This window comes from Paenibacillus peoriae KCTC 3763 (assembly GCF_000236805.1).
GTDB lineage: Bacteria > Bacillota > Bacilli > Paenibacillales > Paenibacillaceae > Paenibacillus > Paenibacillus peoriae.
In genome coordinates this window covers 124,012-147,255 of sequence record NZ_AGFX01000001.1, presented here as the reverse complement: position 1 = coordinate 147,255, position 23,244 = coordinate 124,012, and the positions used below count along the sequence as shown (strand labels likewise).

At 46.7% G+C, this 23,244-nt stretch carries 27 protein-coding genes and 2 pseudogenes; 6 read left to right on the top strand and 23 right to left on the bottom strand.

The annotated features are described in order from the left end of the window. Positions 1-189: 189 nt before the first annotated feature. The 5 genes from KQI_RS0100630 to uptA all read right to left on the bottom strand — a co-directional run bounded on the left by KQI_RS0100630 (position 190) and on the right by uptA (position 2,926). Entirely contained in the window at positions 190-576 is a 387-nt protein-coding gene (locus tag KQI_RS0100630; RefSeq protein WP_029389964.1) for a hypothetical protein, read from the bottom strand. Positions 577-655: 79 nt separating this feature from the next. Beyond that, on the bottom strand, positions 656-865 hold the full coding sequence (locus KQI_RS0100625; RefSeq protein ID WP_010344715.1) for a hypothetical protein: 210 nt from the start codon (positions 863-865) through the stop codon (positions 656-658). 242 nt (positions 866-1,107) lie between these two features. After that, on the bottom strand, positions 1,108-1,737 hold the full coding sequence (locus KQI_RS0100620; RefSeq protein WP_010344713.1) for an MBL fold metallo-hydrolase: 630 nt from the start codon (positions 1,735-1,737) through the stop codon (positions 1,108-1,110). Between the two features lie 3 nt (positions 1,738-1,740). Further along, positions 1,741-2,310, bottom strand: a complete 570-nt coding sequence (locus tag KQI_RS0100615; protein WP_010344712.1) for a thioredoxin family protein — start codon at positions 2,308-2,310, stop codon at positions 1,741-1,743. Between the two features lies 1 nt (position 2,311). Continuing rightward, positions 2,312-2,926 (bottom strand): undecaprenyl phosphate transporter UptA, encoded by a 615-nt coding sequence (gene uptA, locus KQI_RS0100610; protein WP_010344710.1) that lies wholly within the window; start codon positions 2,924-2,926, stop codon positions 2,312-2,314. A 145-nt stretch (positions 2,927-3,071) separates the two neighbouring features. Here uptA and KQI_RS0100605 point away from each other — a divergent pair, with 145 nt between their 5' ends. Continuing rightward, entirely contained in the window at positions 3,072-3,395 is a 324-nt protein-coding gene (locus KQI_RS0100605; protein ID WP_010344709.1) for a hypothetical protein, read from the top strand. A 118-nt stretch (positions 3,396-3,513) separates the two neighbouring features. Here KQI_RS0100605 and KQI_RS0100600 read toward each other — a convergent pair whose 3' ends face one another. Next, the gene (locus tag KQI_RS0100600) at positions 3,514-4,728 is read right to left on the bottom strand and encodes a class I SAM-dependent methyltransferase (RefSeq protein WP_010344708.1); all 1,215 of its coding nucleotides are present in this window, start codon (positions 4,726-4,728) and stop codon (positions 3,514-3,516) included. Next, a complete protein-coding gene (locus tag KQI_RS0100595) occupies positions 4,715-5,371 on the bottom strand; it encodes a DUF6483 family protein (protein WP_010344707.1) in 657 nt (218 codons plus the stop codon). The genes KQI_RS0100600 and KQI_RS0100595 overlap by 14 nt, the downstream gene beginning before the upstream one ends. Before the next feature lie 435 nt (positions 5,372-5,806). On the opposite strand from KQI_RS0100595, the gene KQI_RS0100590 reads away from it, so the two are divergent. Next, entirely contained in the window at positions 5,807-6,313 is a 507-nt protein-coding gene (locus KQI_RS0100590) for a pyridoxamine 5'-phosphate oxidase family protein (RefSeq protein ID WP_241763837.1), read from the top strand. Between the two features lie 166 nt (positions 6,314-6,479). Here the strand turns inward: KQI_RS0100590 and KQI_RS0100585 are convergent, their stop codons facing one another. Together KQI_RS0100585 and yyaC are read right to left on the bottom strand one after the other, a co-directional pair. Next, positions 6,480-7,271, bottom strand: a complete 792-nt coding sequence (locus KQI_RS0100585; RefSeq protein ID WP_010344704.1) for an alpha/beta fold hydrolase — start codon at positions 7,269-7,271, stop codon at positions 6,480-6,482. A gap of 88 nt (positions 7,272-7,359) precedes the next feature. Next, the gene (gene yyaC, locus KQI_RS0100580) at positions 7,360-7,950 is read right to left on the bottom strand and encodes a spore protease YyaC (protein ID WP_029389963.1); all 591 of its coding nucleotides are present in this window, start codon (positions 7,948-7,950) and stop codon (positions 7,360-7,362) included. Between the two features lie 120 nt (positions 7,951-8,070). On the opposite strand from yyaC, the gene KQI_RS0100575 reads away from it, so the two are divergent. The 3 genes from KQI_RS0100575 (at position 8,071) to KQI_RS0100565 (ending at position 9,732) form a co-directional block, all read left to right on the top strand. Beyond that, entirely contained in the window at positions 8,071-8,298 is a 228-nt protein-coding gene (locus KQI_RS0100575; protein ID WP_007432112.1) for a DUF1128 domain-containing protein, read from the top strand. A 291-nt stretch (positions 8,299-8,589) separates the two neighbouring features. Beyond that, the gene (locus KQI_RS28930) at positions 8,590-9,312 is read left to right on the top strand and encodes a hypothetical protein (protein ID WP_010344699.1); all 723 of its coding nucleotides are present in this window, start codon (positions 8,590-8,592) and stop codon (positions 9,310-9,312) included. Between the two features lie 15 nt (positions 9,313-9,327). Continuing rightward, on the top strand, positions 9,328-9,732 hold the full coding sequence (locus KQI_RS0100565; RefSeq protein ID WP_010344697.1) for a YtxH domain-containing protein: 405 nt from the start codon (positions 9,328-9,330) through the stop codon (positions 9,730-9,732). Positions 9,733-9,903: 171 nt separating this feature from the next. Here KQI_RS0100565 and KQI_RS29595 read toward each other — a convergent pair. From KQI_RS29595 to KQI_RS0100515, 10 genes and pseudogenes are all read right to left on the bottom strand, one after another. Next, positions 9,904-10,333: pseudogene (locus tag KQI_RS29595) on the bottom strand (tetratricopeptide repeat protein). Positions 10,334-10,762: 429 nt separating this feature from the next. Continuing rightward, positions 10,763-11,536 (bottom strand): sigma-70 family RNA polymerase sigma factor, encoded by a 774-nt coding sequence (locus tag KQI_RS0100555; protein ID WP_010344696.1) that lies wholly within the window; start codon positions 11,534-11,536, stop codon positions 10,763-10,765. After that, a complete protein-coding gene (gene rsbW, locus KQI_RS0100550; protein WP_010344695.1) occupies positions 11,533-11,985 on the bottom strand; it encodes an anti-sigma B factor RsbW in 453 nt (150 codons plus the stop codon). Before rsbW ends, KQI_RS0100555 begins: the two co-directional genes overlap by 4 nt. An 18-nt stretch (positions 11,986-12,003) precedes the next feature. Next, the gene (locus KQI_RS0100545) at positions 12,004-12,342 is read right to left on the bottom strand and encodes an STAS domain-containing protein (RefSeq protein ID WP_010344694.1); all 339 of its coding nucleotides are present in this window, start codon (positions 12,340-12,342) and stop codon (positions 12,004-12,006) included. A 98-nt stretch (positions 12,343-12,440) separates the two neighbouring features. After that, positions 12,441-12,641, bottom strand: a pseudogene (locus KQI_RS0100540) (sensor histidine kinase); the annotation flags it as partial. A gap of 3 nt (positions 12,642-12,644) precedes the next feature. Continuing rightward, the gene (locus KQI_RS0100535) at positions 12,645-13,826 is read right to left on the bottom strand and encodes a PP2C family protein-serine/threonine phosphatase (protein ID WP_010344691.1); all 1,182 of its coding nucleotides are present in this window, start codon (positions 13,824-13,826) and stop codon (positions 12,645-12,647) included. A gap of 316 nt (positions 13,827-14,142) precedes the next feature. Continuing rightward, the gene (locus KQI_RS0100530; protein ID WP_039774089.1) at positions 14,143-14,661 is read right to left on the bottom strand and encodes a hypothetical protein; all 519 of its coding nucleotides are present in this window, start codon (positions 14,659-14,661) and stop codon (positions 14,143-14,145) included. A gap of 51 nt (positions 14,662-14,712) precedes the next feature. Continuing rightward, on the bottom strand, positions 14,713-15,234 hold the full coding sequence (locus KQI_RS0100525; protein WP_010344689.1) for a DUF948 domain-containing protein: 522 nt from the start codon (positions 15,232-15,234) through the stop codon (positions 14,713-14,715). Between the two features lie 416 nt (positions 15,235-15,650). After that, positions 15,651-16,820 carry a C40 family peptidase gene (locus tag KQI_RS0100520; RefSeq protein WP_010344687.1) on the bottom strand — a complete coding sequence of 390 codons (1,170 nt, stop codon included), beginning with the start codon at positions 16,818-16,820 and terminating at the stop codon, positions 15,651-15,653. A 191-nt stretch (positions 16,821-17,011) separates the two neighbouring features. Next, on the bottom strand, positions 17,012-17,881 hold the full coding sequence (locus KQI_RS0100515) for a cation diffusion facilitator family transporter (protein ID WP_010344686.1): 870 nt from the start codon (positions 17,879-17,881) through the stop codon (positions 17,012-17,014). A gap of 324 nt (positions 17,882-18,205) precedes the next feature. On the opposite strand from KQI_RS0100515, the gene KQI_RS0100510 reads away from it, so the two are divergent. Beyond that, complete coding sequence (locus tag KQI_RS0100510) at positions 18,206-18,391, top strand: hypothetical protein (protein ID WP_010344684.1); 186 nt, start codon at positions 18,206-18,208, stop codon at positions 18,389-18,391. Positions 18,392-18,586: 195 nt separating this feature from the next. Here the strand turns inward: KQI_RS0100510 and KQI_RS0100505 are convergent, their stop codons facing one another. The 4 genes from KQI_RS0100505 to isdE all read right to left on the bottom strand — a co-directional run bounded on the left by KQI_RS0100505 (position 18,587) and on the right by isdE (position 23,226). After that, positions 18,587-20,215: an ABC-F family ATP-binding cassette domain-containing protein gene (locus tag KQI_RS0100505; RefSeq protein ID WP_010344682.1), complete on the bottom strand. Its 1,629-nt coding sequence runs from the start codon at positions 20,213-20,215 to the stop codon at positions 18,587-18,589. Between the two features lie 284 nt (positions 20,216-20,499). Next, entirely contained in the window at positions 20,500-21,279 is a 780-nt protein-coding gene (locus KQI_RS0100500; protein ID WP_010344681.1) for an ABC transporter ATP-binding protein, read from the bottom strand. Further along, positions 21,269-22,252 carry a FecCD family ABC transporter permease gene (locus KQI_RS0100495; protein ID WP_010344680.1) on the bottom strand — a complete coding sequence of 328 codons (984 nt, stop codon included), beginning with the start codon at positions 22,250-22,252 and terminating at the stop codon, positions 21,269-21,271. The genes KQI_RS0100500 and KQI_RS0100495 overlap by 11 nt, the downstream gene beginning before the upstream one ends. A 14-nt stretch (positions 22,253-22,266) precedes the next feature. After that, entirely contained in the window at positions 22,267-23,226 is a 960-nt protein-coding gene (isdE, locus tag KQI_RS0100490; protein ID WP_010344679.1) for a heme ABC transporter substrate-binding protein IsdE, read from the bottom strand. Positions 23,227-23,244: the final 18 nt, after the last annotated feature.

Sequence of the window (23,244 nt, the reverse complement as noted above, 5' to 3'; positions counted from 1 at the left end):
GTTTTTAATTATAGGATAGAACCTTTTACAATTCAATCTTTGACGCGGCACAGAAGCATTCTGTACATCAATGAGATAGATGTTGCTAAACGGATATAAAAAAAGCACCTCTCGGTGCCTTTCACGAAAACTATAGGAACGAGATCGTGCCGTTATATATTCCTAAAAAGAGTCAGCAGTGGCCGACTCCTATATCCAAGCACGTAGATTGACTTGTTTGATAAAATCAGCCTGTGACAACAACTCTGCCGCGGTTTCTTCTTCCTCAGCCTCTACCGAATCAAGACCACCGTTCATCACATGCTTGAACAGTTTCTCATTATGAGTAGCAAGGGCGTAATCTATCAGCGCTTCACGCTCAATTCGCTCGGCTTCAAGCTTCAGAATACTTTCTTCCAGCTCGATGTCCCCGGATGGTACAAAAAAATTGCGATTCATCTTCGGGACGCGAATGACATAGTCAAAAGCATTGTCCGCATTACGATCGTAAGCAATGATATAACCGTGTTCGCCCACAGGAAGATTCTGCTCAAAAGCATCCGCGACGATCATAATTCTAGCTCCTAAATGATGCATCGTTAGCCCCCCCGTTTGTCTGAACTTATCTGCTAAGTCTACTAAAAAATAAATAGTTTGTCTATATCATCTATGGTTCTTAGAATTGGCCATCTCCACGCCCCAGCCTGTGCTCATTTAGCCTTACATGCCATTTTTGTGTATAGGTGGAGGCTCGTCTTGTTACCTTCTTCCATGTTATAACCTTCGGCTCAGAGCCTACCACGGATGCTTCATCTCCTACTATATTAGTAAAACGGAGGCTTCCCCCACTCTCATGCTGCACCCCATGTATATGTTTTCTTTTCATTCTTGCTCCCCCTTGTGATCTGATGGCCTCATGCCTCTTTATCCTCTTAATGGGCAAAAAAAAGAACGCAAACCGGGATTCATCCACAGCTTGCGTGCTTCGCGAGTTTAGTATGTAACTTCAATAAATTTATGTTAACAAAAATAAAAACCTTTGTCTATACATATTTTATAATTTGTTGTCGAAAAGGAGCAAAACCTGTCACACCTTTGGTTCTGCCCCAATTGAAACGTGCATACATTTTACCGGATATACGGATTATTGACTTTTTCATAGCCGATGGATGTTTTGGGTCCGTGACCGGAATACACGGTAACGTCATCTCCAAGCGGGAACAACTTGTTCTGAATCGAATCAAATAAGTCCCGTTCCCGACCGCCAGGCAAGTCCGTACGCCCGACGCCTTGACGGAATAGTACATCCCCGGAAAAAAGATGTTTGCCGCACAAAAAGCTCACGCTACCAGGTGAATGCCCCGGTGTATGAAGCACCTTGAACGTGTGCCCGATTAAGTCCAACTGCTGGCCTTCGTCCAAATCATATTCGGCAGGCTCCGTCGAAATCGGTGGCGACGCCTCCGGCCACATCAAGGAGCCATTCAGCTTGGGAAATGTCAGCCAGTCTTGCTCCAAGGCGTGCAGGTAAACTGGGCACCCTTTGGCATTGCGAATCGCCTCTACCCCACCGATATGGTCAAAATGGGCGTGAGTCAGCAAGATCGCCTCAATCGTCAGCGATTCAATAGCTCTTAGCAAAGGGCCCGGATTCATCCCCGGATCAATAATAATGGCACGCTGCGGATCATCCCCCTGAAGCAAATAAGCATTCGTTTGGAGTGGGCCGAGATTAAAGCTGCGAATGGATAGCGTCATGAGTTAAAATCCCGAGATCAGCTCGCGCAATTCCTGAACAATCACAGGATGAGCCTCGGTTCCCTCCCCATATTTCTCAGCCATTTCTTTGCGAGCCACCGCAATTTTCTCTTGATAATCATCGGCTTCACGATCCGGATTTTCACGTTTGAACTCGATCATGATTTGTTGGACATGTGCGGGGCGCGGTCCCCAGTGACCAAGCACATGGCCCCCTGTATCGGCAAAAATCACAATCGGTACTGCACGTCCGCCCATGGTCAGGAAGTCATCCATCAGTTCCTGATGATTTTCCAAAATCAGAACCTCGGTTGGAATGCCGCTATTCTCCAATGCACGGAATACAACTGGTACGTTGCGTACCACATCTCCACACCAATCAGCAGCCAATATAAGCACACGCATATCATCCCGATGGTTCAAGCTTTCAAAATACTCCCGATCCTCTTCGGTGTTCCAAACAAACTGATCGTATCCAGAGCGGAAGGTTTCCTTGTTCTTTTCCATTCCCTCCATAAACTGCCCAGGGCTCAAGCCCTTTCCGAAATATTGCGATACGTTAGTACGGCTCATGTTATGCACTTCCTTTTTTGTTTTTGGATATAACCCATTTGATGACAAAATAAATGATCAAGAGCGCAAGAGCAACCAGCAAAATCGGTTTGATGTAAGGTGCAGCCATTTCATCGATTTGCTCCCATTTATTCCCCAGCAGCGTACCTAAATAAATAAACAGAACAGACCAAGGTATGATCGCCAGCGTCGTCAAAATAATAAAGCGCCATACGTTCATTCGAGCGAGCCCGGCAGGAATTGAGATTGCGTGACGCACAACAGGGATAAAACGCGCTGTGAAAATGACCCCTGTGCCGTATTTGTTGAACCAAGCCTCAGCGTGGTCCACATGACTCTTTTTGATAAGTATGTATTTGCCGTACTTATCCAATACCGGTCTGCCGCCATAACGTCCAATCCAATAAATAAACAGCTGAGCCAGCACCCCGCCAATGGTACCAAACAAGACCGCACCAAAGAAATTAATATGGCCCGAGGACACTAGGAAACCACCATATGCGAGAACAATTTCACTTGGTATGACCTCAACCATCAGCCCAAGCATAATACCAAAATATCCAAGACTGCGAATCATCTCAAACAAATAATTAATGATGCTAGATATATAGTCCATCTCTCTGCCCACTCCCTGCCTTTTTGCTCTATTTTCATTAGTTTATCACAGCGGCTGAACAAGTCGCCACTTTGCTCAATCAGGGGGCCAGTGACCCCTGCTCTTCCGTCCGCATAAGCTGTGGGAGAGAGGAGGGGGTACAGATATGCCTCCCGGCAAATCACCCAAACATGACAATCCACAATCCCGTTTACCCACAGCTCGTGGTATCCGGCGCGCTTGCAGCAAGGAGCTATACCGAGCGCGCAAGCGTCTGCCTGTTCACATTGCTCCCGATCTGGTCAAGCAGGGCGAGGAGCTGTACTATCGCAAAGTCGTCGGACACCTCATCTGGATTGCTGAAAACCGTAGCAACCGCAAGCTACTGTGCGACTGGTGGGACGAAGATGTCAGTGAGGAGCTCGCGGCATTATGGAAGGTGGATCGCAACGCTTTGTGCACTGCTTTTAGAAGTGCCTATGGCGGATAGAAGCTCCGCACACAAGAGTACTTGGAGTAGAGGGAACAACCTGTGGCTGCAAACGGCGAGCTGTGAACTACAAAAAAAGTGGAGCCACTCCGTAGTGGCCCCACTTTTACTATATTCCTTAACGATGTGTCTGCGTCTTCCCTGCTCCTTCGGGAAGCAAATCTGCACACGCACGTTCCAAATAAGGATCAGCATGAATGAAATCCCGAAATGCCGTGTATTCACGCCATAGAACGGACTTCTCTCCCGCTTGGCCTTTGACGGCACGAATCAGGATATTTTTAGGTGTATGCTCCATATCGATAAATTCAAGCAGTTGTGTCCGATATCCCATCATATCCAGGAGCTTGGCCCGGATTCCATCCGTTGCCAGTGCAGAAAAACGCTCCTTCAGGATACCGTGAGAAAGCAATGGCTCCAGCACCGGATTTTCCAGCTGGCTAAACAGCTCATGCTGGCAGCATGGAACCGACAAAATGACGGACGCTCCCCAGCGTACAGCCTTTTCCAGCGCAGCGTCCGTGGCTGTATCACAGGCATGCAAGGTAACGACCATATCCACCTGCTCCAGTTCGTTATAATCTGCGATATCACCGACCAGAAACTCCAATTGGCGGTATTGCAGCTTTTGCGCCAGAAGGTTGCAGGTTTCAATGACATCTGCCTTCAAATCCAGGCCAACGATCTGCAAAGGCCGTTTTTGCTGTACAGCCAAATAGTGATACAAAGCAAAGGTCAAATACGATTTGCCACAGCCAAAATCTACAATCGTCAATGGGCGGCCTACGGGGAGGCTGGGCAGTACATCCTGCACCATTTCGAGAAAGCGGTTGATTTGGCGGAATTTATCGTACTTGCGGGCCAGCACCTTACCGTCCTCATTCATAATCCCCAGCTCAATCAGGAACGGGATTCGTTCCCCTTCCTCCAGCACATATTGCTTTTTGCGATTATGAGACAGATCGGCTTTACTTTTACTCGGAGATTTTGTCAAAATGGACACTTTATATTTTTTACTAATCAGCACCTGATAGTCCGCATTCTTGGCACATAAAAGACCTTGACGGAACGTATCCTCAAACAAGGCGGTCATGCGCTCATTAGCTTCGTCAGGGGTTAGGTTTTCATGAATGACTTTGTTGCTGTAATGAAAAGCAAACTGGTAATGCAGCTTGTTTTTCAATTCCACAGGCTTGATGTGTACTTTAGTAAAGGAAGCATCCTCCCGTTTGCGAAGCTGACTTAGCGTCGCGGTTATAAGAGAGCCTCCTGTGGTCAATTGGTATATTAGTTCACGCAGTGAATCCAAAAGGTACATCTCACTTTCTTTCATATAATTGGGTGATCTCGGCCAAACCCTCGGTGACTTCCTGGCGTGAAATTCCACCCCGCTCCAGCTCCGCATTGGTCTTATCCAGCAATTGACTATAAAATGACTCTGCTTCCGACAGCAGTTCTGGCTGCTCCCATGCCAGTCCGAACCAAACATCGGCAGCTTCATCCAACCTGTCCTCACGCTCATAATAAGCAGCCAACAGCCTGCTGGTTTCAGGGGGCAACTCATATTCGCGCACCAGATTTACGATACACGAAATCCGTTCAGGCAGCGTCTGTAGTTCACGAGCTGCGCCCTTCGAATCGCTGCACAAATATAGATGAAGAGATTTCATCAAGATTCGTATTCCCTCGTCTGTTCTGTCGGTTTCCAGGTAAATCATGGCTTCTTCTTCCAAAATACGAGCGACCTGCTGAAGCTTGTCTGCTTCAATTCCAGGACCCAGGCGGAAGAGTTCAATGATTTGTTCCGGCGGCAATCGTCTAAGCAAATCTGAACGTAGACGAAACTGCTTATTGAGCAGATCATCTAGTTGATTCAGCGCTTCGACGTGTTTATTTTCACGTCTTAGTCCAAGTACGGTTGCTACGGCGGTTGTCAATTCTTCCATCATGCTGAGCAAATAATCTTTTCTTAGCAACCCGTTCCCTTCCTTTCATCTGGATGCCTAAACAACCAGGAACCCTGTTCCTTCTGATTGTAAGACATCCTTCTCCAAAAGCCAAATGCCGTCACTATAGAGCAATCAATGATCCGGGGGGTCAGCATGCTCACGTATGGCATGTGACATTCCGACATTACAGCGGGTACAGTTCTTTGTGGCCTATCATAGGACTGGCTAATTACGAGTGTTTTAAAAATTCAATATTGCTTCCCTGTTAGAATTATGATAATTTTGTTTCATAAGAAACAAAATTATCACATGAAATAAAACAATTATTTAATATATTATTAAATTTTATTTTCCTGAGAAACGATTATTTGATTATTATTTTATGAGAAAGAATGATTGCGCATGGCTAATCGATTTAGCTCGATATTACCGGAATATCAAGATTTTATATAGCGGCAGCACATTTTCTTTGTAGGATCAGCACCGCTATCCAAGGAGGGGCATGTTAATCTTTCCCCCAAGGGTTATGATTCCTTGCGTATTCTGTCGGACCAGAAAGTAGCCTATCTCGACTTGGCGGGGAGCACCAACGAGACAAGCGCCCACATTGTAGAGAATGGACGGGTAACCCTCATGTTTTGTGCATTTGAGGGCGCGCCAAGTGTATTAAAGCTCTACGGCACTGGCACAGTCGTGTTACCCGATACCAAGCAATGGAATGAGCTGTACCCGCTCTTCACCCCGCTTCCCGGTGCAAGACAAATCATTGTTGTGGACGTTCACATGGTGCAGAATTCATGTGGTTTTGCGGTTCCCTTCATGACATTCACATGCGAACGGGAAAAGCTGAAGGACGTCGCGATTCAGATGGGTGAAGAAGCCCTTAAAAAGTATAACTATGAGAAAAGTTTGGAGAGTATTGACGGTTTGCCGACGGCGTTTGCCTTGAACAAAAGCAATATGAATTAGGCACCTTACACACTACCCAACTTGTTACAGCAAGCCTGGCAGAAATCCGATAAGCCGAGTGTATAGTTGTCATTGTCATAACTAAAATCCAATTTACAGCACAAAATAACCGGGAGCAGCTGATTGTCACATCAGGTGCTCCCGGTTTTTGAATTCTTCTTCAGGTTTACTTCAAATGTTGTTCCAAAAATGACGAGATGGCATCCGCTAATAATTCCGGTGCTTCGAACAGGCTCATGTGACCCACTTTCGGTATAGTAACCTGAGTTACCCCGGTGCGATCCGTTGTAAACGTGCGGGCTGGAGGAACTGCATGATCTTGTTCACCTGCCACTAAAAGGGCCGGCAAGGCAGAAGCTGACAGTACATCCCCACGGTCAGAACGCTCACGCATAGCCAGTGAAGCTCCTACAGCTCCTTGCGGCGGCGTTTTATAGCCAATTTCTTTGGCCTTAAGTAACTGTCCGGGCATAGACTCTACATGATCTGGAGCAAACAGCCCAGGGACAAGCCCATCTACAAAGCTGGTAATTCCATCTGTTTGAATGGTGGACACGGCCTTGTTTCGCTTTTCTTTGCCTTCCTCCGTATCCGCATAAGCGGTGGAGTGAATCAATCCAAAGGCTGTAAGACGCTCCGCGTGTCTCTGTACCGCGGAAAGCGTTAAATAGCCCCCTAGAGAGTGACCGAACCAGGCAGCCTGCGCGATATCTAATTGTTCCTGAAGTTTAAGCACATCATCTGCCATTTGATCAATCGTGTAGGCTCCGAGTGGAGCATCGCTGCGCCCGTGTCCACGCAGGTCTGGAACAATACACCGATAGCTTTGGGATAGCAAGGGAACAACCTCATCCCAATAGGAAGAGCTTCCGCAAAATCCGTGCAGCAGAATGATCGGTTCTCCTTTCCCCTGTTCGGCATAGCAGATCGTCGTTCCTTCGCACAATACCTTTTCCATGTGAAACCCTTCCTTCTCTGTATATAGTCTATTGGAGCTGAATATATTAGTAAGTAGAACATGCTGATGTATATTATTAAGCAGAACATCAATATCTGAAACGGTAGCCATCTAGGAAATCTTGTTTGGCTGCTCTTAGCCCAAATTCAGACGCCGCAGTGTTAGCAATATGTGCAGCCATTGTCATGACGAGATGGAGCGACGTCATTTGCAAGGTCCAATAGGGCTTGGGGCTACGCTCGTTCACAATAGCTGCGACGCTATAATGTCCCACAGAAGGCAGAGCCAATCCAACGGAGCGGGCCGGAGTCAACGGCTCGCGTGCAATAAGAAACATCCCCGTCGATCCCTGCTGTCCAAGACAAGCGTCTATGGCGATGACATGATGATCCTGGGGAATACACTCCAGATACGAAACCAGATGATCCGCGTCACACGGCTCCGTCAATGTGCCAATGACGTGTGGAACCCCCTGCTCCTTGAGCATGGTGCCAACCAGCGGCCCCAGCGAGTCACCTGACGAACGATCTGTACCGATACAAACAAAGGTCAGCTTATCTATAGTATGCTGATCATGAATTTCCCGAAAGAACGGTGCGAGTCCTTCACGATCTGTTTTTTCTACATTACGATCTAAGGGGGAGCGACCGGATGCGGAAGCTCGATTATACAAAGACACCTTTGTCCATCCTCCTTGATTCCGTTGTTTATCGGCATTCTGGCTTTCAGTACATTCTACAACAAAAACATGATACAATACAGGCAACTTCCCCTGTTATGAAAGGATGGAACATTAACAATGGATTTGTCTGTACCGTCTCATGCCAACATTGAGTATATGATTGAAGGTATTAAAACCAAGCTTCGTATGGCGAGTGGAGCTGCTATGCAAGCTTCCGCATTCTCGCTGGAGCAATATGAGGACATCCATGATGTCTATGATATGGTGATAAGCAAACCTAACCTGAGTATCTCAGAGGTTGAAGCCATCGTCTCTGAGCTGGGCAGATTGCGTAAGCCCTCCTGACCACCCAGCCCGTGCGACAGGTCGCTTAACTAGCTTATGACCTATCATTTGGGACAACACTGCTCATGATCGTGCGCTGTGCTCGTAAATAAGGCTCGTATCTCCGGTCGCATCAACAGATGCGATGGCGGAATACGAGCCTTATTTTTTTATAGGTTGCATATACATTGACTCAAAGGCAAATCAACCTGCTACTTAGTCAAGTTTTTGCTTTCAAGCTTATTATTCGTTAAGTTTATAGTACAACATGATCAATCTATCACTTAGCCTTAAGGAGGAGATTGGCTATATATGTTACCTCAAAAGTCTCAATCATTTCGTTTCCTGCCAAGTTATTTGCTTCGCAGTCTGTACGCTTCTATCGTCATGATTGTTATTTTGCTCCTCATTGCCTACTCCATCCGATGGATTGGCACAGCTCCTTTTTTACATTGGGATGAACGTATTCAGAATGTGATTTTTCCAGAGATGACAACTACTCATTACAGGTTGCTCCCCGTTGCTATATTCATTACATCCTTCGGTTCATTCCATATATCGTTGCTCGTTGCCCTCGGCGTTGCCACCTTGTGCTGGGTATATTTTCGGTCAAAGGCTTATTCCTTTGCAGTTATAAGCAGCTTTACAGCGATGTGGGGATTGAATACGCTCATCAAAGACATGTTGCAGCGGGAGCGCCCGGCACTTCTTCCTTCCGTGCTTCCTTGGTGTATTGCTCATTCTCTTGATTGGACTAAGCCGCGTATATTTAGGAGTTCACTTTCCTACCGACATTGCGGGTGGGTATATGGCAGGGTTCATTTGGCTGATGTTTACCGTTCCTGTGCTCTACTGGCGAGCGTGTCTGCAGTCTTCTCCCCCTTCTTCCACTCCCCGCCTGTAGGCGAACCGGATGCTTATTGTTTCACCCAAGTTCACGGCGTTTATATACGAAGTAAGCAAGACAAAGCAGCACACGAAGCTTTCGCATCATCCAAAGCAGCATGGTTTTTTATATATTTTTTTATTATATAAGAGGAGTGATATGACATGAATAACATCGACAATCAAAATACGGCAGGCAATACTTCAAGCTTTGCAAAGGGTTTATTGATCGGAGGTTTAATTGGCGCTGCGGCAGCCCTGCTGTTCGCACCGAAGCCGGGACGTGAATTGCGCAGCGAACTGTCTGATAAAATGACGATTGTATCCGATAAAACAAAAGACGTTGCATCTGTAGTCAGCAGCAAAGCAACGGATTTGGCCAAAACGGTTTCTACTAAAACAGCAGATGTGGCTAAAACCGTATCCGGGAGCAAAGACATCATCTTATCCAGCGTAGCCAGAGCTTCGGCCGACGTTGCTGATGAAGCAGCCAAGGCAGATCAAGAGATTATGGATGCAACAGCCCAGGCAGTCAAGGAGTCGGAGAAGGAATTGAATGCAACATCCTAGCGTCAATGAGCATCCTTTTGAGCTAAGGCATGAGATCAAATTAATCTAACGCCAGAAACCAAAACAGCGGTAGCCCAAGGACGAGAAAATAAAATCCTGGACTACCGCTGTTCTATTGAACTAACGTATCCGTTATTTGAACAAGATATCTACGACACAAAACGCCCCGTCTCAAATCTCTATGCTTGTCTCCAAAAATTCAAGATACTTTGGGTCATCTTCCATAAAAATCCCAATACCCGCACCCATGTAAGCCCGGGTTAGCTCGTCTATCGCCTTTTCGAGGTTTTCCTGTTCATAATATAGCTGCCCCAGCCGAAGATGAATATAGGGGTTACCCAACCCTTTTGGACACTGAACAGCATTAAAAAAGCACTTGAATGCCTTATCGTAATTCTTCATTCGAAAATGAACATCCCCGATAGCCACGTATAACCATTAACCATGTAGCGGCCTCCCATTCTCGATGGTTTTCCGGCAATAAGCGGAGGGCAGCAACATACTTATGCTTGCCCGCCTCAAGATCGCCTGCCTTCACTAAATCTTCACCTTGTTTAGATAGCGTGTTGATTTCGGAATAGGTGGAATCTGAAAGTTGCACCATTATCTCTCCTGTCCGTCATAAAATCTCATTCGTGAATTTATCGAATTATAGTTTCTTGACTTTCATCAAAAATGATTGCGTTTGGTATCGCTAATAAATAATCTATCGCCCAAATGAGTTGGTTCGTGAAATTGACACTTGCAACATAATTTGCATCTGCGGCTACATTACGGCCACTTTCAAAATGGGCCGAAAAATTCCACCCTGACCAACGAAGAACTACATATTTTTCGTTCGTGAACGGATTCGCTGATGTTCCAATTTTCAGACCATTCTTTGTTTCAAAATCAAAATAGGTACTTAACTCAGAAGCGCTACAATTTGTTGCGTTTGTTCGTTTTAAAAAAGGACACGCTTCCCTATTTGGAATAACGTGTCCTTACGATGTGACGTCAAATATTTGAAACCGTAAACTCTGCTGTCTTCTCATAAAATAGTGGAATTAGACATAATCTGCTTCAGCTTTTCGGTTGCCCGCTTCTGGATACGGGAAACACTCATTTGCGATACGCCCAACGTCTGCGCAATCATACGTTGAGATTTTCCGTCCTGAAATGCGAGAAGGAGCACCTTCTGTTCCTGCTCTTTCAGTTGGCTTAAAGCCTGCTGCAAATCCATCCGTTTTTCGACCGTATCATAATCGTTGGCCTCCGAGCTAATAAGCTCACCTAACGTTGCTGCACTTTCTTCCTGGGATAAAGACGAATCTAGCGAAACATAATGGTAGCATTCACGACCAGCAAGCACTTCAATCGTTTCTTCCACAGTCAGATCCAAATATTCCGCAATCTCGTTTACATTCGGCGAACGTTCCAGTTTAATAGTCAACTCGTCAATAGCATGCTGAACAAGCGCCCCCTTTTCCTTAATGCGGCGGGGAACCTGAATGTACCATGATTTGTCGCGCAAATAATTTTTCATATGTCCGAGCATACTTTTCATTGCATACGGTTCAAAGGGAATACCCAAGCTGATATCGTATTGCTGAAGCAGACGGATCAAAGCCATCTGACCGGTCTGATATAAATCCTCGTATAAGTCCGGACGGTTGCGAGAGATCTTCCCGGCAGCCATCTTAACCATCGGTTCATACTTGTGGATCAGCACGGTAGCAATCTCGTTATCTTTAGTTTGCTGGTACTCCCAGATTAGACCAACGGCTTCATCCATCGACTCCGGGGGAGTTACCTTTTCATTCATACTTTCTCCTCACTTCTGGTCAGACGCTTGACCAGCACCACTTCAGTGCCTTTTCCTGCCTCATTCAAGATATGGACATCATCCATAAGCGCCTGCATGAGATAAAAGCCTAAGCCGCCCACCTGTGCATCATTCAACTCCTTGTCATGCAAGGATGCGATACGGGACGGGTCCTCCACCCGTTCAAAGCTCTCCCCTTCATCTTTGACACGGATAGACAACGAAGCTTCGTCAAATTCGAATATCACTTCCACGACTCCTCCCTTGTGACCATATGCATAAAGGACAGAGTTATTACAGGCTTCCGATACAGCCACTTTCATGTCTTCAATCTCCTCATAGGAGAATCCCATTTTCGCGGCAATACCGTATAAATTTAATCTTACAATATCAACAAAGTCAGCAGTGGCGGGCAAATTAAGAACTACTTTTTGAATTTGAGCATTCATTTCTTTTTCTTTCCTTTCCTATTGGGAATTCTCCTGTGGGACAAAGAATTTGGCAATACCGGTCATATCGAACAGCTTTTGAATTTGAGGCGGTACCTCTTGAACGGCAAACCGGGACTCCATCCCGTGTCTCGCTTTTAAAATGGATAACAAAATGCCAATACCCGTGCTGTCAATGTATTTAAGTTCTCTCAAATTAATAATCAAATCCTGGCCGGATTCCTCCACCAAAGGCTCCATCACCAAACGAAAGTCAGGTGCCACCGAAAGATCCAATTCTCCATTCAGATAAACGATATTTACACCATCGCTCGTTTCTGTAATTGCATTGAACTTCTCATTTTTATTTGTATTCATAGGCCTACGCTCCCAAAAAAAGATTTCCCTACATACTAACCCATTATACGGACTCTTGAATCAAGCTATAACCTTCTAGCACCTTCCAAATGCCACCTGCCAAGCTTCATTGTAAAATGAAACATTACACCCTGCTCTCCGCTCGTATCCACACGAATATCCCCGCCTTGGTCTGTAAATTTAACGGCATTGGATACCAAGTTAATCAGTACTTGACGCAATCTTCCCATATCACCATATAGCACGGAAGGCATCTGTTTATCGAGAAAATAAATCAACTCCAAATATCCCCAGTTCACAGCTTATTTCTGATTTTCATGCAAGCTCTCTCCCTCTTTCAATGAAATCCAGATCAGGCACTTGTCATCATCGCGGTCCTGAGGCGCCTCTTTACGAAAAAAGGCATTCAGCATTGCTTCTTCATTCCATTGCTCATGCTTGCGAAGACATGCAGTCAAATACTCCATTTGCTCCTCATATTCGCCCTCTACAGCCTCCAGCAAGCCATCCGTATATAAAGCGATATGTCCCGTCCCTTCATAATGGACCGTGTGCATTTCCGCATCAATTTTATCAAACAAGCCTACCGGACTACAGGCCTGGTCAAACTTGGTGATGCTGCCGTCCTGATTGAATAGCAAGCCGGGCGGATGTCCTGCGTTCACATAGTCAATCCGCCGAGAACGAGTATCAATCACCATATAAATCGCCGTAAAATAGTACTGTACCAGCTGTTTGCCGAGATCCAGCTGGTTAAAACGGCGATTCAGCTCCTGTATGACCTTCTCAGGCTCCACATACGTGGTCACAGTATCCTTAAGCACCGATGCAATGAACATGCAGAACAGCGAAGATGAAATGCCATGCCCCATCATATCCAGCAAGATGACGGCATACCTCCCTTCTCCTAGCGGATACCATGAATACAAATCTCCCGCCAATTCAAAGGAAGGCTGATATAGCGCATTTACTTCCAGCATCGGGTCTTGAATAGCAGGACTCAGCACCGCCTGCTGTACCATCGCAGCCAGCTTCAGCTCATCCTGAATCCGTTGATCCCGATCCTTATGCCAGTCCTTCTCCTGCTTAAGACGCAAAGCAGATCGAATTCTCGCCATTAGCTCCACCTTGTTAATTGGCTTCATAACATAATCGACGGCCCCTACATCCAGCGCTTCAGCCAGCTTTTTGGAATCCCCTACAGCAGTTACCATGATGATCGGAATATCTTTTAAATGCTCATACTCCTGCACAATACTGCAAGCTTCAATGCCGTCCATTTCAGGCATCATCATATCCAGCAGCACCAGATCAATATCAGAAGGACGGGGTCGAAGACTAGTGCTACGATCACCAATCCCTAGATGCTCCAACATTTCTGCGGCTGAACTAGCTGAAATTACATCTCTATAATTTTGCTTTTTTAATATTTCACGAACAATAATGACATTGGTTGGATTATCGTCAACAATTAGAATTCTCATTAGCCTCTCCTTATCTCTAACCCATGTATTATACTATACCTGCTAAGCAGCAATCCTCTTGATGATTGGGAATAGCGTTCCCATAAGGCTGCGTACCCGTAAGAAGGCATTCCAAAAACATAGATAAGGAATGAGGTTGAACCCCCATTCCTTATCTATGTTTTTGGATGACCCGCAAAGCACTCGTGCTGCAGTCAACATCCTGTTCTTAAAACTAATGCCAGTCTGTCGGGCTGATCTGATTGACTTCTCTGACTATTACACGCTATACATCGATTTGAAACTTCCTTGTTATGTCATAAGCTAAAAAATCAATTCACCACTCGGTTTCGTCAAAAAACTCAACATATTTGGTCTTATCTGACGTCTCATCGGTGAACACTTTAATCGCCCGCTGTCCACGTACATATACCGCTCCGTCTTCTGCTGTAAACTGCGAGCCGCCGAGCGCCTGATCCAGCTTTTGCCGTTTCAGCGGCAGCCACCCGTCATTGACCTTGATCCGGCCAGCAGCGGGGTCTACATGTACATAAGAAACGACATCCCCACGCATGCCTACTATGACATCAGGATATTGATATTCTGTAGAAAGCTGCAGCATATCCTTCTTTACCTGAAGCGGCTTGCCCCGCTTTTTCAATACATCCGCACGGGTATCCTCCAGAGATATGCCATTTAACGTATGAAAACCAGTTGGTACGACATATTGATCGGGGAACGTCTGCACAGCCCTCACCATATGCCCCGCTGCTTGCGGGGAAACGGTTTGGTGAACCGTATCCTGTCCGGAAAAGGGAGTGAGCAAACCAGCAACCAGTAATAAAATCTTCATCATAAATCTCACCCTTTCAATAAATTTCCTGTAGTTTACGGTTCAATCCCTATGCTACTGGCGCATTTTCTGCCACAGGCTGGCTGCGATATCCACATAGTTTAGCCAGTTTTTAGGCGGCTTCCCCGCAGGCTCCTCGTAGGTCGCATTGTAGCTTTGAACCGTCCGTTCTGTTGCAGTTAAAGGTCTGTCTGGTGTCACTGACTTGTTCGCAGTTTCTGTATTGGATGTTTTATCCGCCGTGTTATGCGGCTTTTGAAACCGGGTCATTAACGCGGTAGACGCCTGCCTGGCAGCCAGCGTCACTTCGCTGAGCACCTCGCCCAGGTTTTTAACAGATTCCATCACAGGCTCCACTTGCTTTAATTTATGATCAACATCTGCAGTGATGTCATTCGCATGTCGAACCGTTTGTTTTACTTCATAGCTCAGTTCATCGACTGTTTTTTGTACATCCTGTAAGGTTTGAGTCACCTTATCCAGAGAGCCTTGTGCTGCTTTAAGTGTTTTAATAAGAAAAATAACGAGAACTGCAAAAGCGATAGCAATAATAAAAATGCTGATCTGTGTTAACATGGCATAACCTCTCTTTCATCCTTCACGATGATGTGTATGATTATTGCATAGTTACCCTTTACGTTCAGACGCGAAACAACGGCGAAACTTGCTTCTTCTTCGCCCCAGGCGCTATGTTTCACGGAACAGATCACGTTTAAAGCACCGTATAACAATCGCTCAGCCACGAAAAATACGAACGATTTTACCATCACTCACAACTGAGCCTAACAGGCACGAGTATGCCACATTATATACAAAAAAAGGAGAATGCAGAACATGCTGAAATGGTCCGAAGGAAACAGACTTCATAGTCGTGGACAAAGACGCGGCAGATGTAATATTCACCTCGATATTAAAAAAAGGATGTTTCCAACCTGATTACAGGGCTGTGGAACATCCTTTTTTGATGCAGCTTTTGTACAGTTTGCGACGCTTTATTGGATCACGCTGCCCCCAAACAGGAAACGGTCCTGCCAGGCTTTGCTGAAATCCGTAACTTTTACACCGCCACCCGCTACAGAAAACGTATGAAGAAGCTTGTTGTCTCCCAAATATACAGCAACGTGTGTGATCGTTTGAGAGGAATTATCCAGAGACGTGTACGCTCCGGAAGATGCATTATAATTTGTGAAAAAGAGCAAATCGCCACGTTTGAGCGTAGTCATGTCGGTATTCGGCTGACTGTTTTGTTTGATCCATTCACCCTGTGAACGCGAATCTGCCGGAAGCTGGATACCTACAGCCTGACGGAAAATTTGGCGGGTAAATGCCGAACAATCAAAAGTAGCCGTACTGTTACGATCGGAACCATATTCATAAGGTGTCCCGAGATAAGTCATACCTGTATTAATAACCTGTTCGATTGCAGCCGCCGCATCACCGGAAGGCAAGCTAACCGTCGACGCAGGAGACGCTACCGCAGGTAGAGCAGTAGTATCCGAAGCGGATGCCGCCGAAGCAGCCGCAGGCTGCTCCACAACAACGCCCTCACCAATACGAATATATTGTGGAGACGCGCTGACATAGCCTGCCGTACCATCAGCAGTGGTAACCTTGAACCAATAAGCGTTACTAGGATCGGTAATTGTAACGACATCCCCAGTATTCATATAGCGCAAAATCTCGGAAGAAGTGGATGCCTCCGCCCGCAAACGAACGGACGTTTGAATCGTAGCTTTCGTTTGACCGGCAGAACTATTCACTGAGGCTGAAGCCTCTTTAGTTGAAACGTTGTTTTTAACAGGTTCTGTGATTTCCGTTTTACGGCTGGCAGTCGGAATGATAGTAGCAGCGACGCTGGTAGCGCCAACTTTTATGTACTTGTCGGAGCTGCTTGTGTATCCGGTAACTCCACCAGAAGTCTTGATCTTGTACCAATAGCTGTTGGTTTTCTCCAATACCGTTACGGCCTCTCCCTGCTTCATAAAGCTGACTACATCCCCCGTCGTCGAAGGATTCGATCTGAGCTTTACTGCCGATTGAATAACCGCCTTCTGACCTGTGGATGCTGTCGATGCCGCTGCATCAACCTGACCCGGCGACACATGAATTGCTGCCAATAGCGCGGCTGATGTCATGAGCGTTCCCATCACACGTCTTCTCAATGTTGCACCTCCTGGCTGTTTTTACGAATTTGAAGAGCAAGTCCAATTCCGACCAATATAGCCGGACATGCCTTCATTATAGTAAAAGCAGCAGGAAGAGAGATATAATCCAAATGTCACAAAAGAGAATGCATCCACTCTTTGCATATAGGTCTAAAGTCTCTTTTAGCACTAACTATTTAATAAATAGACTATAATTTGGGTTCTACATGGACGTGGACATGCATCGTATTATGAACCTCTAACAGGCGCTCCTCAATGCAGTCGCTGATTCGATGTCCTTCAATCAGGCTGAGTTGCGGATTCACCTCAATGACCACATCGACCAGCGCATGATTACCGTGTACCCGTGCCTTCACGTCTCGAATACCCTCTACTCCAGGTATACAAGCAATCGTACTCCGTAAGTCAGACAGCTCCCGCTCGTCAAATCCATCCGTCAAGCTGTGTGTGGAATCTTTAAAGATATCCCATGCCGTCTTGCATATCATAAATCCGACCGCGATCGCTGCGACGGTATCCAGCCATGGCAATCCGAACTGCGCGCCGATAATACCTACCGCTGCTCCGACACTTACAAGCGCATCTGACAGATTATCCTTAGCGGCCGCCATCAACGCCTTATTGTTAATCTGCCGGGCCAGTCTGTTATTGTACAGGTACACTCCCAGCATAATAACTGCACAAATCACGGCTACACCTGCGGAGGTGATATCCGGTGTTTGCTTTCCGCCCTTAAAAATGCTCCCGATTCCATCAATAAGCACCTGGAGACCGACGACAGCCATAATAAAGGACGCCAGCAGCGCTGCGATCGTTTCGGCCCGAAAATGTCCGTAGGCATGATCAGAGTCCGGCGGCTTCTGGGATATTCTCAGGCCAATGAGCACGGCAACGGACACCACAATATCGGTGACATTGTTAAAGCCATCGGCCAGCAACGCGCTGGAAGCAAAGATATATCCACTAATCAGCTTGAATCCGGACAGCAAAAGGTAAGCGCCAATGCTCACCCACGCCCCTCGTTCACCTTTTCGTATTTCCTCATAAACATTTACCACAACGGAGGACACTCCTTCAAAAGTAACGGTTAGTTTTCAGGATAGCAGACGACCTTTGTGTGGGTCTACAGAAACAGTCTTTCCTCTCCGCATCGCTGTGGAAACAACGAAAAAGTATTGCCGAGCCCCATTCCTGTGGGGGTTGTAAAACATTTTTTCCTCCATGCAAAAAACAGGTTCTCCGCTCCCTGTTCACCCTGCCCTCGTGATATCATTGTTGCCCTTGTCCCTTCTTTTAAAAACGTATAAAATGAGGACACAGCCGCATTGTTCTTCAATCAGCATGATTGACATGAATCCGGCGGCAACAGGAGGAATTTATTCATGAGCGATGCCAATGAACCACGTAAAATTAATCTTGCAGATGCCATTAAGGAAAAACTGGCACAAAAGAAACAGCAGTCCGGCGCTTCACAGCAGGGCGGCTTTCAAGGCGGTTCCACCAAAACACTGAAAAGCCAAAATACGAAGAAGCCGAACAACCAACGCCGTCGTACAGGTGGATCATAAACCACCCCGCCCATAGGCTATTACGGTAACGGAGGCCTGACGAGGTCAATCTTGCCTCGTTGCCGGAACCGATTTTTTAAGCTATAGGCAATGGAACCAACGAAAAAGAGGAGCCTCCCAGCCATATCCATGGCACAAGGAGCTCCTCTTTCGTTTATCTATTCGCTGAAATTAGCCGGATTAGCTGTTCGGGTATTAGCCGATTTCTACCGGATACATACGCTCACGCAATTTCGCAATTTCTTCGCTTTCCAAGTATTCATCATAGCTCATCGTACGGTCGATTACACCGTTTGGTGTAATTTCGACGATACGGTTCGCGATGGTTTGAATGAACTGATGGTCATGGGAAGTGAACAAAATGGTACCGTCAAAGTCGATCAGACCATTGTTCAGCGCTGTGATGGATTCCAGATCCAAGTGGTTGGTCGGTTCTTCCAGCAGCAGCACATTGGCGCCGTTCAACATCATTTTCGCCAGCATACAGCGAACCTTTTCGCCCCCAGACAGCACGCTTGCTTTCTTAAGTGCTTCTTCACCTGAGAAAAGCATACGTCCCAAGAAGCCGCGCAGGAACGTTTCGTCCTGATCCTTTGAATATTGGCGCAGCCATTCCACAAGATTCAGGTCCACACCTTCAAAATAGGTGGAGTTATCTTTTGGGAAATACGCCTGACTAGTCGTGATCCCCCAGGAAAATTCGCCGTTGTCTGCTTCCACTTCGTTCATCAGAATCTGGAAGAGCGTCGTTTTAGGCAGGCCGTTCGGGCCAACGAGCGCAATTTTATCACCTTTGTTCACAACCAGACTGAACTCGTTCAGCACTTGCTCGCCTTCAACGGTTTTACTGAGAGTGTCTACAGTCAGCAGTTGCTTGCCTGCTTCACGCTCAGGCTTGAAGTTGATGAACGGATACTTACGGTTCGACGGACGGATGTCATCCAGCGTAATTTTATCCAGTTGCTTTTTACGCGAGGTTGCTTGTTTGGACTTGGAAGCATTCGCAGAGAAGCGCTGGATAAAGGCTTGCAGTTCCTTGATCTTTTCTTCCTTTTTCTTGTTGGCATCGCGAGCCAGTGTAAGCGCAAGCTGGCTGGACTCATACCAGAAGTCGTAGTTACCGACATACATCTGAATTTTACCAAAATCAATATCCGCAATATGCGTACATACCTTATTCAGGAAGTGACGATCATGGGATACGACAATGACGGTGCCTTCATAGTCCATCAAGAAGTTCTCAAGCCACTGAATGGATTCGAGATCCAAATGGTTCGTAGGCTCATCGAGCAGCAAATTGTTTGGACGACCAAACAACGCTTGTGCCAAGAGAACGCGTACCTTGTCGTTGCCGCTCATCTCAGCCATCTTTTTATCATGCAGGTCACGCGGAATACCAAGGCCGATCAGCAATGCGGCCGCATCCGGCTCGGCATCCCAGCCGTTCAGCTCTGCAAATTCGCCTTCCAGCTCACCGGCGCGCAAGCCGTCCGCTTCGGAAAACTCTGCTTTAGCGTACAGCGCATCCTTTTCTTTCATGATCTCATACAGGCGCGTATGGCCCATAATAACCGTTTCCAGAACAGGGAATTCATCGTATTCATAATGGTTCTGCTTGAGCACTGCCATCCGTTCGCCCGGTGTCATGTGGACCTCGCCTGAATTAGCTTCGATTTCACCGGAAAGAATTTTCAAAAAGGTGGATTTGCCCGCGCCATTCGCCCCAATCAGGCCGTAGCAGTTCCCGGGAGTAAATTTGATATTTACGTCTTCAAAAAGTGGGCGTTTACCATAACGAAGCGTTACGCCGCTTGTACTGATCATATAAGCATACCATCCTTATCATTAGTAAAGTACTGAACACAAAATTACCGACGGCAATAGTATAACACACAAAAGATCGGATTCGAACCGTAGTATCGGTAGAACAGCCCCTGAACCTCATCCAATATCTTATAACTAAAATAAAAAAATGCTTCTGTGTCCACGATTGTCATCTGACAAACACATGGACCAGAACCATTTTCCTGTTTTCAAATTCGATGAGAAGCCATTAGGACAGACGCGTTATTCAGTTTCAACATTCATATTCCGTGTGCTTGTAAATGTCAGGAAACACCGACACCAAGCGGAATAAGATACATTCCAGCCTCATCGTCCTGTCTTACGACTACCTCCACACCATAGACGGCTTGAATCAATTCGGATGTAACAACCTCTGCGGGCGGGCCGCTTGTTATGATACGTCCTTCCTTCATAGCGATCATCACGTCGCTATACCGAATAGCCTGATTAATATCATGCAGCACCATCACGATAGTCAGTCCGTGCTCCTGATTGAGCTGCCGGATCAACTCCAAAATCTCAAGCTGGTAATACATATCCAGATAGGTTGTCGGCTCATCCAAAAATAAAATCGGCGTTCGCTGTGCCAAGGCCATCGCAATCCACACACGCTGTCGTTCCCCACCTGAAAGCTGATCCAGTGTACGTGCTCTGCGTTCCTCCAGGTTGGTACAGGCAATAGCCCATGCGACTGCTTCCTCGTCCTCGTCCCGGTTGGCTGTGAACATATTCTTATGCGGCAGTCTTCCGAAGCTGACGAGCTTTTCTACCGTCAAGTCCGAGGGCGCCTCATTCTGCTGATGTACCACCGCCAATTGACGGGCCAGTTCCTTGGGCTTGTAGCGGGTTATTTCCTTCCCGTCCAAAATGACTTGACCCAAGCGGGGAACCGCATTGTTGGACATCACACTGAGCAGCGTCGATTTGCCGCAGCCATTAGGGCCAATAATCGTGGTAATCCGTCCCGGTTCAATGACAGCATGGATCGCATGTAGACGATCCGTTTTGCGGTCGTATGAAAAGGTAATATCCTTAATGTCCATAGGTACGATCCGCCTTTCTGATCAAGAATATCAGGAACGGTCCGCCAATGACGGCCATAATAATAGAAGCCGGAATTTCGTTCGGCGCAAGCACCGTCCGCCCAAGTGTATCTGCCAGCAGCAGCAACAAGCCGCCACACAAGGCGGAGAACGGAATTAGCCACTTGTGATCCGAACCCACCAAATAACGGGCACAATGCGGAACGAGCAGGCCGATAAAGGCGATAACTCCTGCGATGGCTGTAGCCGTTGCCGCCAGCAGCACGGCAATGACGGAAATCAAAAGTCGTGCACGCGTCACATTGAATCCGAGGTTTTTAGCCGTTTTATCTTGAAGGGATAAGAAATTACACCAGGAAAACACGAGCATGGCCAAAATCAACCCAATTCCGCCGTAGGTTACGATAACCTCGACATCAACCCATTTTTTCATGGACAAAGTCGAGGTCGTGACCTGATTAATGCTGGTGACCGCATAGCTCCCACGATAGTTAAATGACTGCCCTAAACCGGAAAAAATGGCGTTCACGGCGACCCCGATCAAGATGAGACGAATCGGGTGCAGGCCAGATTTCCAGGAAAATCCGTAGACCATTAAGCAGGCCAGCGCTCCACCGATAAAAGAGAAGAACGGCATCCAGAAATAAAGCATCGGAAAGATTGTCACCGCAATCAGCGAGATTAAAGCTGCTCCTGAAGAAATGCCGATCACTCCCGCATCAGCCAGCGGGTTTTTCATGACGGCTTGCAGCAAGACGCCCGCTACGGCAAGAGCTGCTCCGGCCATCACGGCCACGATAATTCTGGGTAGTCTCAGATCCTTCACCACATTTACCTGCTCATCCGTCCCTGTCCATAATCCGGTCACTAATTGACTCAGATGGACCTTGAGACTGCCCGTCATTGCCGAATACAGAATGACGCCGATGAGCAGGACAATGACAATGATAATACTCCATACTTTCCTTGACATGTCATCAGCTTCCTTTAGTTCGAAGGGTACATCATCTTCATCAACTCATCCAGTGCCGAGCTGGCAGCCAGATTGCCTGTTGTACCAAATAGCGGCTCCGGCAGATCGTAGACGTGTCCATTTTTTACAGCGTTAAAATGCTTCCAGATGTCGTTGGTTTTGAATTCTTCGTCGAACATTTTGACGACTTCATCTGGCATTCCGTGCGCGGCGCGCAATATAATATCTGGATTGGACTGCTGCAAGGCTTCCGTATTATGAGCAATATACTCCACCTTCTGGCCCTGGACCACATTCGTCCCACCCGCAATTTTGACCAGATCGCCAATATAGGAATGCTCGGTAGCCACCAGATAGCTTCCCGGTACCCCCAGCAGAATCAGGACCTTTGGAGATTTCTTTCCTTGGACTTGCTGCTTAATCGCGGCTACTTTGGCATCCAAGGCTGCATTAATCTCTTTCGCCTTTTCAGCTTTGTCAAATCGGTCTCCCAGCTTTTGAATTTCTTTTTGCATATTCGCAAGACTTTCAAAATTCAAGAATTCCGCATTGATATTCAGGTCCTTAAACTTGGGCTCCAAATCATATTTAAGTGTCGTGACCGACAATATATCCGTCGGCTTCAGCGACATCACTTTTTCCATGTCAGGACTCATCGGACTTCCCACATCAGGGACATCCTTGTATCGATCAGGCAGCACCTTTGTACTTGTTGGCTTGCCTGCCAAATCCAACCCCAGTGCATCTGTAATTTCCGTAATGGCTACCGTAGTCGCAACAATTCGTGGCGTTTGCACTTTATTGTCAGACGGTTTTCCTGCCGCCTCTGACGTTACTGTTGATTTCGAACCAGCGCTACTGTTCTGTTCGGCCTCTGCTCCTCCCGAGCATCCGGCGAGCAACAAGATTACAATGCTGACCAACATGTAAAAACAGAATGATTTTCCTTGTGTAAAAGCTGTATAGCGTTTCATGAAAATCAAATCACCTCA